The sequence below is a fragment of the Gallibacterium melopsittaci genome, from assembly GCF_042433085.1.
GTDB classification, from domain to species: Bacteria; Pseudomonadota; Gammaproteobacteria; order Enterobacterales; family Pasteurellaceae; genus Gallibacterium; species Gallibacterium melopsittaci.
In genome coordinates this window covers 1-11,087 of the sequence record NZ_JBHLWA010000004.1, presented here as the reverse complement: position 1 = coordinate 11,087, position 11,087 = coordinate 1, and the positions used below count along the sequence as shown (strand labels likewise).

11 protein-coding genes are annotated in these 11,087 nt (G+C 37.6%); 6 read left to right on the top strand and 5 right to left on the bottom strand.

From position 1 onward, the window contains the following. Positions 1-4: 4 nt before the first annotated feature. From ACFFHT_RS00805 to ACFFHT_RS00790, 4 genes are all read right to left on the bottom strand, one after another. Complete coding sequence (locus tag ACFFHT_RS00805) at positions 5-799, bottom strand: ABC transporter ATP-binding protein (RefSeq protein WP_382372559.1); 795 nt, start codon at positions 797-799, stop codon at positions 5-7. Continuing rightward, entirely contained in the window at positions 796-1,704 is a 909-nt protein-coding gene (locus ACFFHT_RS00800) for an ABC transporter permease (protein ID WP_382372557.1), read from the bottom strand. The genes ACFFHT_RS00805 and ACFFHT_RS00800 overlap by 4 nt, the downstream gene beginning before the upstream one ends. Before the next feature lie 80 nt (positions 1,705-1,784). Continuing rightward, a complete protein-coding gene (locus ACFFHT_RS00795) occupies positions 1,785-2,756 on the bottom strand; it encodes an ABC transporter substrate-binding protein (protein WP_382372555.1) in 972 nt (323 codons plus the stop codon). Positions 2,757-2,945: 189 nt separating this feature from the next. After that, on the bottom strand, positions 2,946-3,767 hold the full coding sequence (locus ACFFHT_RS00790) for a Cof-type HAD-IIB family hydrolase (protein ID WP_382372553.1): 822 nt from the start codon (positions 3,765-3,767) through the stop codon (positions 2,946-2,948). Positions 3,768-3,897: 130 nt separating this feature from the next. On the opposite strand from ACFFHT_RS00790, the gene ACFFHT_RS00785 reads away from it, so the two are divergent. The 6 genes from ACFFHT_RS00785 (at position 3,898) to era (ending at position 9,830) form a co-directional block, all read left to right on the top strand. Continuing rightward, positions 3,898-4,596 carry an amidophosphoribosyltransferase gene (locus ACFFHT_RS00785; RefSeq protein WP_382372551.1) on the top strand — a complete coding sequence of 233 codons (699 nt, stop codon included), beginning with the start codon at positions 3,898-3,900 and terminating at the stop codon, positions 4,594-4,596. A 94-nt stretch (positions 4,597-4,690) separates the two neighbouring features. Then, positions 4,691-5,275: a Fe-S biogenesis protein NfuA gene (gene nfuA / locus ACFFHT_RS00780; protein WP_382372549.1), complete on the top strand. Its 585-nt coding sequence runs from the start codon at positions 4,691-4,693 to the stop codon at positions 5,273-5,275. 152 nt (positions 5,276-5,427) lie between these two features. After that, the gene (gene lepA, locus ACFFHT_RS00775; RefSeq protein ID WP_382372547.1) at positions 5,428-7,224 is read left to right on the top strand and encodes a translation elongation factor 4; all 1,797 of its coding nucleotides are present in this window, start codon (positions 5,428-5,430) and stop codon (positions 7,222-7,224) included. A gap of 9 nt (positions 7,225-7,233) precedes the next feature. After that, positions 7,234-8,205, top strand: a complete 972-nt coding sequence (gene lepB / locus ACFFHT_RS00770; RefSeq protein ID WP_382372546.1) for a signal peptidase I — start codon at positions 7,234-7,236, stop codon at positions 8,203-8,205. A 5-nt stretch (positions 8,206-8,210) separates the two neighbouring features. Further along, positions 8,211-8,891, top strand: coding sequence for a ribonuclease III (gene rnc / locus ACFFHT_RS00765; protein WP_382372544.1), 681 nt, complete (start codon positions 8,211-8,213; stop codon positions 8,889-8,891). Positions 8,892-8,906: 15 nt separating this feature from the next. Continuing rightward, a complete protein-coding gene (gene era / locus ACFFHT_RS00760) occupies positions 8,907-9,830 on the top strand; it encodes a GTPase Era (RefSeq protein WP_382372542.1) in 924 nt (307 codons plus the stop codon). Between the two features lie 56 nt (positions 9,831-9,886). Here era and ACFFHT_RS00755 read toward each other — a convergent pair whose 3' ends face one another. Further along, the gene (locus ACFFHT_RS00755; protein ID WP_382372540.1) at positions 9,887-10,711 is read right to left on the bottom strand and encodes a DUF5718 family protein; all 825 of its coding nucleotides are present in this window, start codon (positions 10,709-10,711) and stop codon (positions 9,887-9,889) included. Between the last annotated feature and the right edge of the window lie 376 nt (positions 10,712-11,087).

The following is an 11,087-nucleotide window of genomic DNA, read 5'->3' as shown; positions in this document are numbered from 1 at the left end:
GTCTTTAATCTAGTAGCAAGCTATCATCAGAGATTTTCTCACCACGAGTGCGTTCGAACATTTGTAGGAGATCGGATACGCCCATACTTTTTCGTTTTTCGCCGCTAACGTCTAACACCACTTGCCCTTGATGTAACATTACTGTACGGTCGCCATGATCTAAAGCCTGTTGCATAGAGTGCGTTACCATCATGACCGTCAGTTGATTTTCTTGTACGATTTTATCGGTTAGTTCCATAACAAAGGCGGCTGTTTTAGGGTCAAGTGCTGCCGTATGTTCATCTAGTAACAAGATACTTGATGGTTGTAATGAAGCCATTAATAAGCTCACAGCTTGACGTTGTCCACCTGAGAGCAATCCCATACGATCGCTTAAACGATTTTCTAAGCCTAGTTTTAGCATGGAAAGTTTTTCACGGAAAAATTCTCGTGTCGATTTTTTCACAAAAAACGAAAGATTTCGGCGTTGTCCTCGTGAATAAGCGAGTGCCATATTTTCCTCAATCGTTAAGCCTTCACAAGTACCGAGCATTGGATCTTGGAAAACACGTGCAACGGCAGCAGATCTTTGCCAGGTAGTTTTGCGAGTAACGTCTTCACCATTCAGATAAATCTTCCCACTATCCACTAAATAATCGCCGCAAATGGCATTTAATAGGGTGGATTTACCCGCTCCATTACTACCGATAACAGTAACAAATTCACCTTTTGAAATATTAAGAGACAGACCTCTTAAAACAGGGTTTTCTATCGGCGTACCACGGTGAAAGGTAATACGCAGATTGTCTAATTTCATCATTCTCTATTACCTCGTTTTGCCAAAAAGCGACTTTTTAATTGTGGCAGGATAAGGACAAAAACAACCAGAATTGCAGTGACAAGGTTGAGATCTTGCGCACCAAAACCAATGTCGCGTAAGGTTTCACTACTTAATGCAATGGCGATAAAGAAACGGTAGAGAATAGAACCGATAATGACGGCAAGCGTAATCATAAATAGACGTTTTGATGGAATTAATGTTTCACCAATAATTACCGCAGCTAAACCGATTACAATAGTACCAACCCCGATGGACATATCTGCACCGCCTTGTGTTTGCACATATAACGCACCACCTAAAGCAATTAAGGCATTGGAAATTGCCATACCAAGATAAATCATGCGCCCAGTTGGAATACCTTGTGCTTTAGACATTCTTTCATTAGCCCCTGTCGCACGTACCGCTAGACCAATTTCAGTATTAAAGAACCAATCGAGGATTAGTTTCACTACGACAACGAAACCTAATACCATAATTGGCTGGACATAAACTTGATTGCTAGCATCAGCATTAATGAAAGGATCGAAGATAGTTGTTTCGCCGAGTAGTGGTAGATTCGGTGCTCCCATAATCCGTAAGTTTACAGAGTAGAGTGCAATCATCACTAAGATACTCGCAAGCAGTTGTAATATTTTGAGTGATACATGTAACCAAGCGGTAATTAAGCCTGCAATTGCACCAGCAAAAGTCGCGATAATTGTCGCAATCCAGGGATCAACTCCGTTGACAATACAAACGGCACAAACAGCACCACCTAATGGAAAACTTCCATCTGCAGTAAGATCGGGGAAATCTAAAATACGGAAAGAAATAAGTACACCTAACGCAACAATGGCATAGATCAAACCAATTTCTAATGCACCTAAAAATAGAACTGAAGTCATAATAGTAATATTAATTTAACTAACACACTGAGTAGGTATAGCAATGAGCTATACCTACTGAAAACTTAAAAATAAAACGATTATTCTTTGATTACTTCTTTAGCTGAATCAACTAATTCTTGTGGCACTTTTACACCAAATGCTTTAGCTGACTTTAAGTTGAGGTAAAGATCTAATTTATCCATTGTTTTTACTGGAATGTTTCCTGGTTTTTCACCTTTTAAGATTGAACCAATAATTTTTCCAGTTTCTTCACCTAAGGTGTAATAGTTATTAGAGAGTGCAGCAATCGCTCCACGAGAAACGGTTGTTGTATCTGCAGCAACAAGAGGAATACCAGCATCTAAAGCACTTTTATAAAGTGATTCATAAGCTGATACAACACCATTATCGGTTGATGTATAAATCACATCAACACGACCTTTTAGACTACGAGCAGCAGTACTAATATCGGTTGTACGTGGTGCTGGCGCTTCGATCACAGTGAAGCCATTTGCTTTACCTGCTTCTTGAAGTTGTTTAAGAACAACAGTGGAATTCACTTCTCCAGAACTGTAAACAAAACCAATAGATTTTAAATTTGGAATAAGACGTTTAATTAAATCGATTTGTGGTTGAATTGGTAAGGTATCAGAAGCACCAGTAACATTTGTGCCTGAGGCTTGCCAAGTTTTCACTAATTTTGCTGCGACAGGATCAGTAATCGCAGAGAAAACAAGCGGAATACTACGTGTTGCAGCTGCAACGGCTTGGGCACTTGGGGTACCGATTGCTAAGATGACATCAGGTTTATCACCTACAAATTTACGGGCAATTTGTGCGGCAGTCGCCGTATTACCTTGCGCACTTTGGAAATCTACTTTAAGGTTTTTGCCTTCTTCAAATCCCTCTTTTTTTAACTCTGCTAACGCACCTTGACGGACCGCATCAAGTGCAGGGTGTTCTACAATTGCGGTAATTGCGACATTTTTCATATCAGCAGCAAGTGCATTACCAGTGAGTAATGTCGTTGCTGCTAAAGTTGCTAATAAAACACGTTTAAAGTTTTTCATATTCGCTCCTTTCATTTCGGGATTTCTGTAAACTTATCGTTACATGCAAATTTAACGATAAGCTAAAGTGTTGTTGTATAGAGCGATTTTATTGAAAAGGTCTTTATGTGGCAATAGATTGTGTGTATTTGGCTATATTTTGCGATCGGTGTCACACAAATTATGCTGTAATTGTTTCGTTACACTTTTTTATGACTGTAAATCATCTTCTGTTAAGACACCTAACGCTAACAATCCTTTTAACACGCCATCATGTTCAATATCTTCAGTAATATAGTTAGCCACTTCTTTTAATGATGGATGTGCATTACCCATTGCAACACCAGTACCAACATGGCTGATCATTTCAATATCATTTAAGCCATCACCAAACGCCATCACATTATCAATCGTTAATCCAAAGTGTTCGACAACGGCATCAATACCGCTTGCTTTTGAACCTGTCGCTACTAAACAGTCCACAGAGTATTCGTGCCAACGTACAGTTTTAAATTGCTCACCAAGAATACCTGATTCAGCAATAAATTGATCTTGTTCAGCAGGATAAAACAGGAGTAACTGAAAAATATCGTGGGTTTGATAGTAATCGGCATCAATAAAATAGCGTGTTGTAATGGGATCAAGCGCTTGTTTTAGTTGTGGAGTGATATTGGAAACGGCAATATCTTCATTACCAACAAAGGCATATTCAATCTGATGCTGTTTTAAGAATTGGATAATGTGTTCAATATCTTGTTTGGCAATAGGGTGTTTAGCAATGACTTGATTTTGATAACTATTATATTGCCCATTAATGGTAACGAATAATTCTATCCCTTCGTCTTTAATTAATTGATCAATTTTTTCTGGGAAGGCACATCTTGCTCGCCCTGTCGCGATAGCGGGAATAATGCCTTTGTTCTTTAGACTACGAATAACGGTCGGAATAGTATTTGGCAAAATGGCTTTGTCTTTTACATATAAGGTTTCATCAATATCAAAGAAAATAATTTTAATTGGATTTTTTAACATACTTTGTACATCTTTATAGTAGGGAACATAGACGGAAAGAATAGCATTTTTTCTGCTTTTCTCGAAGTAGTTCACAGAGAATGAAAATGGGAAAAGTAACGATTAATGAATTTAGCTTAGGTTAGTCGGTATGAAACCGACAAATTTTTTTGATACATCCTGTATTGTGTGTGGTTGCCGATTGGCAATTTCGATACATGGAATTTGTTCTACTTGTTATCGACAGTTACCAAAAGTAGCATACTGTGGCTGTTGTGGCACAGCATTGCCAGAAGATCGAATGTCTTGTGGTTGTTGTTTACTGAACCCACCAAAGTGGCAGCGAATCGTGTTTGTTTCTGCATTTGTTGAACCAATTCAACCATTAATTTATCGTTTTAAATTCCATCAAGATTATTGGCTTGATCGCAGTTTAGCGCGTTGGTTATTCCTTGCAGTGCGAAATGCAAAACGAACACATCACTTGACCTTACCCGATTTATTAATTCCTGTACCATTGCATCATCGGCGACAATGGCAAAGAGGTTATAATCAGGCGGCTTTATTAGCTCGTTATTTAAGTCGTTGGTTAAATATACCTTGTCGAGAAGATTTAATTGTACGAAAACGGGCAACAGAAGCACAGCGAGGAAAAACAGCAGCACAACGACAAAGAAATCTTTCTCATGCTTTTGCTTTGGTAAAACCATTGCCACAAGGCATTAAATCAATCGCTTTAATTGATGATGTGATTACGACTGGTACAACAATGGAGGAAATTTGTCTTTGTTTACAACAAGTTGGTATAGAAGATATTCAAGTTTGGGCATTATGTAAAACACAAAAATGACGCGATAATTTGTTGGAGAGTGGAAAATTTTTTTGATTGAGCGTATTATTCCCGACCATATCAGTCAAGTATTTAATTAAGGGATAAAATTGCTATGCAACAAATTATTATTTCCAGTGCTGCACAAGCACATTTCCGCAAACTACTCGATCAACAGGAAGAAGGAACTAATATTCGTATTTTTGTGGTAAATCCAGGTACACCAAATGCAGAATGTGGCGTTTCTTATTGCCCACCTTCGGCAGTAGAAGCAACAGATTGTGAAATGAAATATGAAACATTTTCTGCATTTGTGGATGAGATTAGTTTGCCTTTTTTAGAAGATGCAGAAATTGATTTTGTGACAGATGATATGGGAACACAATTAACCCTAAAAGCACCAAATGCGAAAATGCGTAAAGTTGCTGATGATGCACCACTGATTGAGCGTGTAGATTATGTGATTCAAACCCAAATTAATCCTCAATTAGCGAGTCATGGTGGTCGAATTACATTGATTGAAATTACCGAAGATGGCGAAGCAATTCTACAATTTGGTGGTGGTTGTAATGGCTGTTCAATGGTTGACGTGACCTTAAAAGAAGGGGTAGAAAAACAGTTATTAGCTCAGTTCGAAGGTGAATTAAAAGGTGTTAAGGATGTTACTGAACATCAACGTGGAGAACACTCTTATTATTAACTTTGCTTAGTGGGGCAGGTTTAACAAAATCTGCCTTTTTTCATGAAAATAAGGCAAATTCCTTTCTAGTAGCAGTTTTCCTGAGTTTCTTGTAAAATCTTCCGATTATTTTCTGATTAACTAACCAACATATTAATATTTATTACTCATCTATGAAGAATATCCGTAATTTCTCAATTATTGCTCATATCGATCATGGTAAATCAACACTTTCCGACCGTCTTATTCAGGTTTGTGGAGGGTTAAGCGAACGTGAAATGGAAGAACAAGTGCTTGACTCAATGGATCTTGAGCGTGAACGTGGTATTACAATTAAAGCACAAAGTGTAACGTTAGATTACACTGCCAAAAATGGTGAAACTTATCAATTAAACTTCATTGATACGCCAGGACACGTTGACTTTTCATACGAAGTTTCTCGTTCATTAGCAGCTTGTGAGGGAGCTTTATTAGTGGTTGATGCAGGACAAGGTGTGGAGGCACAAACTTTGGCTAATTGCTATACTGCGATTGAAATGGATCTCGAAGTTGTACCAATTTTAAATAAAATTGATTTACCCGCAGCGGATCCTGAGCGAGTAGCGGAAGAAATTGAGGATATTGTTGGGATTGATGCGATTGATGCAGTACGTTGTTCTGCAAAAACAGGTTTAGGTGTGGAAGATGTATTAGAAGAAATTGTTAAACGTATTCCTGCACCTAAAGGCGATCCAGAAGCACCATTACAAGCCTTAATTATTGATTCATGGTTTGATAATTACCTTGGTGTGGTGTCGTTAGTCCGTATTAAAAATGGGACATTAAGAAAAGGCGACAAGATTAAGGTAATGAGTTCTGGGCAAAGTTATGGTGTAGATCGTTTAGGTATCTTTACACCAAAACAAGTGGATACTACTGAACTATCTTGTGGTGAAGTAGGTTGGGTAGTATGCGGAATAAAAGATATTCTTGGTGCCCCAGTTGGGGATACTCTGACGCTACACCATAATCCAGCAGACAAACCATTACCAGGATTTAAAAAAGTTAAACCACAAGTTTATGCTGGATTGTTCCCTGTAAGTTCCGATGACTATGAAGCATTCCGTGATGCGTTAGGTAAATTGAGTTTAAATGATGCTTCACTTTTCTATGAACCAGAAAATTCCTCTGCATTAGGGTTTGGTTTCCGTTGTGGTTTCTTGGGCTTATTGCATATGGAGATCATTCAAGAACGTTTAGAGCGTGAATATGATCTGGATTTAATCACAACCGCACCAACAGTAATTTATGAAGTTGCGATGACAAATGGTGAGGTTGTCTATGTAGATAGCCCAGCAAAATTACCACCAATCAATAATATTGAAGAAATTCGTGAACCAATAGCAGAATGTAATATGTTATTGCCACAAGAGTATTTAGGCAATGTGATTACACTATGTGTAGAGAAACGTGGTGTACAAACGCATATGGTATATCACGGTAATCAAGTGGCCTTAACTTATGAAATTCCAATGGGAGAAGTGGTATTAGATTTCTTTGACCGTTTGAAATCGACTTCTCGTGGTTATGCGTCATTAGATTATTCGTTCAAACGTTTCCAACCAGCCGATATGGTGCGTGTGGATATTATGATTAATGGTGATCGGGTTGATGCGTTAGCGTTGATTGTCCATAAAGATAATGCACCATACCGCGGACGTGAATTAGTAGAAAAAATGAAAGAATTAATTCCTCGTCAACAATTTGATATTGCGATTCAAGCGGCGATTGGTAACCATATTATTGCGCGTTCAACCGTAAAACAATTGCGTAAAAATGTCTTGGCGAAATGTTATGGTGGTGACGTAAGCCGTAAGAAAAAACTCTTACAGAAACAGAAAGAAGGTAAAAAACGGATGAAATCATTGGGGAATGTCGAAGTTCCACAAGAGGCGTTTTTAGCAATTCTACATGTAGGGAAAGATAAATAAGGAGCAAGTATGTCAAACTTTTTCTTACCTATTTTATTGGGTGTTGGATTTGTTTTGTGGAAAGTATTGGATTATTTTCAATTACCGAACACGTTTACTATCTTGTTAATTATCTTTTCCGTATTATCTGGAATTTTCTGGTGTCATCGCCGTTTTGTGTGGCAACCAAAACATTTACGTCAGATTGCGCGTGCAGAACAACGTAGCGGTAAACAACTCACAGAAGAGGAAAAAGCACGAATTGAACCGATCTCTGAAAGTGAAGAATTTCTTGCTTCATTATTTCCTGTCTTAGCGATTGTATTAATTGTGCGTTCCTTTTTGTATGAACCATTTCAAATCCCGTCAGGTTCTATGGAGCCAACCTTACGCGTGGGAGATTTTTTGCTAGTAAACAAATATGAATATGGGGTGAAAGATCCTGTGTTCCAGAATAAATTAATTCCGCTTGGTGAGCCGAAACGTGGCGATGTGATTGTTTTTAAAGCACCAACTCAACCTAATGTCGATTATATAAAACGTGTGATTGGTTTACCGGGTGATCATATTAAATATAATCAACAAGATGGGGTATTAACGGTAACGCCTGCTTGTAAAGCAGAGTCTTGCCCAAGCGAAACTTATCAATATGAAGGACTAACGCCAAATGCAGAATTTGTTTATCACGGCAATGCACAAATTGAACGTACTGAAATTGGTGCGGTAACACATCAGATTTTATTAAATCCAGATCGTTTCAATTATGACCCTTATTATTTTAAACAAGAAGGTAATCCAGTCGGTGAGTGGACGGTACCTGAAGGCGAATATTTTGTAATGGGGGATAACCGTGATAACAGTAATGACAGCCGTTTCTGGGGATTTGTCCCAGAACAAAATATTGTCGGTAAAGCAACAGTTATTTGGTTAAGTTTAGATAAGAAAGAGGGTGAATGGCCAACAGGCATTAGAACAGAGCGTTTCTTTCAAACTATTAAATAATCATTATGAATACTGAACATTTAGATAGATTACAACGAAAATTAGGTTATCAATTTACTAATATTGCATTATTACAACAGGCATTGACGCATCGTAGTGCGGCAAGTGTACATAATGAACGTCTTGAGTTTTTAGGTGATTCAATTTTGAACTTTACTATTGGTGAAGCGTTATATCATCAATTCTCCAATGTGCCAGAGGGGGATTTGAGTAGAATGCGTGCAACCTTAGTTCGAGAACAAACATTGGCTGAGATTGCTATTGAGTTTGAATTAGGGGATCACTTAAAACTCGGACCAGGTGAACTAAAAAGTGGTGGATTTCGGCGTAGTTCAATTTTATCTGATGGAGTAGAAGCTATTATTGGAGCGATTCATCTAGATAGTAGTATTGAAACTGCACAAAAAGTCATTTTACAGTGGTATCAACAACGCTTGGCAGAGATTAAACCAGGCGATGAACAAAAAGACCCGAAAACCAGATTACAAGAATATTTGCAAGGCTTACGCAAACCACTGCCAAACTATACCGTGGTGGATATTAAAGGCGAAGCACATAATCAAACTTTCAAAGTAACTTGCCAAATTGAGCAGTTACCAGAGGTATTTGAGGGGATTGGAAGTAGTCGCCGCAAAGCTGAACAAGCTGCTGCAGAGAAGATCTTGGCAGTATTAAAAATTAAATAAATTAATGAGCAGAGAATGACAGAAAATCAACAAAAATTAACAGAACAAGAAACATATTGTGGATTTGTGGCGATTGTTGGGCGACCAAACGTTGGTAAATCTACCTTATTAAATAAAATTTTAGGACAAAAAATTTCAATTACCTCCCGTAAAGCACAAACGACTCGCCATCGTATTGTAGGGATTCATACTGAAGGTGCTTATCAAGCAGTTTATGTGGATACCCCAGGATTACATATTGAAGAAAAGCGAGCAATTAACCGTTTAATGAATCGTGCAGCAAGCAGTGCGATTAGCGATGTGGATCTCATTATTTTTGTAGTAGATGGAACGCATTGGAATGATGATGATGAAATGGTGTTAAATAAATTGCGTAGTGCTAAAGCACCAGTCGTCTTAGCCATTAATAAAATTGATAATATTAAGAATAAAGATGAGTTATTGCCTTTCATTCAACAATTAACAGAAAAATTTACCTTTAAAGAGATAGTGCCAATCTCTGCACAACGAGGAAATAATGTTCATCAATTACAAGCGATTGTGCGTCAATCTTTGCGTAAAGGTGTTCATCATTTCCCTGAAGAATACATTACTGATCGCTCACAACGATTTATGGCATCGGAAATTATTCGTGAGAAGTTAATGCGTTTTATGGGAGAAGAATTACCTTATTCTGTAACCGTAGAGATTGAACAGTTTAAGGTGAATGAACGTGGAACGCTGGAAATCAACGGTTTAATTTTAGTAGAGCGTGAAGGTCAGAAGAAGATGGTAATTGGCCATCAAGGACAAAAACTGAAAACCATTGGGACTGAAGCAAGACAGGATATGCAACGTTTATTTGATGCGAAAGTACATTTGGAACTATGGGTGAAAGTGAAAAGTGGATGGGCGGATGATGAACGAGCTTTAAGAAGTCTTGGTTATATGGACGATTAGTTCATTTATCTCTTCATTCTAAAAAACCTCAAAATTTATTTTGAGGTTTTTTCATATTAAGCAACAACTTTTTGGATTAATGCAGAAATATCTGATGGGAAATCTTCTGCTTGTGCGAATTGCTGGATTTGTTGTTCTGTATATTTACGCCCGTCATACACAACAACAATACTTGTGTCATTCTCTTGTAAATAGTTGGTTTCACCAAATTCTGTATAACGTGTTGCACCAATACTGATGATAGCTTGAGAAGGATAATTCGCTTGCTTTAATAACTCGGCAATATTATTCATTGGTCCTTGATCAGGTTGGTTATTCATTTTATCAATTAACCAACTAATCAATTTTTGATTGAAATAATTATAGCCAGCAATAGGGCTATCTATACCATAAGCTGTGAGTGTTTGTTGACGTTTGTGGTAGCAAGCAATGCGATAGTGATCTAATTCTCCACCTTTTTCAAGACTATTAACAGGGAGAATTGTTGCAGAAATACCTTTTGATGAATTTCCCCAATTCTTTTTCTCACAAATTTTTTTCGCATTTGGTTTACGAATAGAACAATCATTGTAGGCAGCGAAAGCAAAAGGCGATAATTTAATAACCTGTTTATTCTGATCATAGTCAATATTAAATAATACGGCGACTTCAGGTTCAATTTGTAAATTGTCTGCACCTTGTGGCATTTTGATTTCAGAAGATGACAGTGGAAAAGTAGCAAGAAAACTATCAGAGTGAGGAACATAAAAAGGAAAAATCGCTTTAGGTTGAGATTCTTCGGTAGTAACAACATCAGCAAAATCTTTTGCTTCACCAGCTTGTTCAAGGTGGCCAGCAAAATTACCAGCTACACCAAAACCAATAAATTGGGTTAAGTTCATAATGGTCTCCATGATGATAAAAAATACAGAGTAAAAAGAAATTTGCTGCAAAACAATACGTTTTGTTGAAATTCCAAGCAGTTAAATAAAAAAATGTGAATTAGGTCATAAAATCTATTGCAAGGCGAGAAAAAATGCCTATAATGCCGCCTCACGCAACGAGAGCAAGGAAACAGCCTTACAGAGGGTAAGGCTGGATTCTAGAGAGAAGAAAAAACTTCTAAAAATCTTGTTGACAAGGCAAGTCGAGTTAAGTAGTATAGACAGCCTTTGCTGCATGAGGCAGCAAGAAAATGTTCTTTAAAAAACCAATAACAGACAATCTGTGTGGGCATTCGGTAGGGAACTTTTTTGGACTGTGAAGAAAGAAGTTTTA

Coding starts and splice junctions, on each gene's coding strand:
- ACFFHT_RS00805 (WP_382372559.1), bottom strand. CDS start 799: ATGATGAAATTAGACAATCTGCGTATTACCTTTCACCGTGGTACGCCG.
- lepB (WP_382372546.1), top strand. CDS start 7,234: ATGTCAAACTTTTTCTTACCTATTTTATTGGGTGTTGGATTTGTTTTG.
- ACFFHT_RS00790 (WP_382372553.1), bottom strand. CDS start 3,767: ATGTTAAAAAATCCAATTAAAATTATTTTCTTTGATATTGATGAAACC.
- ACFFHT_RS00785 (WP_382372551.1), top strand. CDS start 3,898: ATGAAACCGACAAATTTTTTTGATACATCCTGTATTGTGTGTGGTTGC.
- ACFFHT_RS00755 (WP_382372540.1), bottom strand. CDS start 10,711: ATGAACTTAACCCAATTTATTGGTTTTGGTGTAGCTGGTAATTTTGCT.
- lepA (WP_382372547.1), top strand. CDS start 5,428: ATGAAGAATATCCGTAATTTCTCAATTATTGCTCATATCGATCATGGT.
- ACFFHT_RS00800 (WP_382372557.1), bottom strand. CDS start 1,704: ATGACTTCAGTTCTATTTTTAGGTGCATTAGAAATTGGTTTGATCTAT.
- ACFFHT_RS00795 (WP_382372555.1), bottom strand. CDS start 2,756: ATGAAAAACTTTAAACGTGTTTTATTAGCAACTTTAGCAGCAACGACA.
- era (WP_382372542.1), top strand. CDS start 8,907: ATGACAGAAAATCAACAAAAATTAACAGAACAAGAAACATATTGTGGA.
- nfuA (WP_382372549.1), top strand. CDS start 4,691: ATGCAACAAATTATTATTTCCAGTGCTGCACAAGCACATTTCCGCAAA.
- rnc (WP_382372544.1), top strand. CDS start 8,211: ATGAATACTGAACATTTAGATAGATTACAACGAAAATTAGGTTATCAA.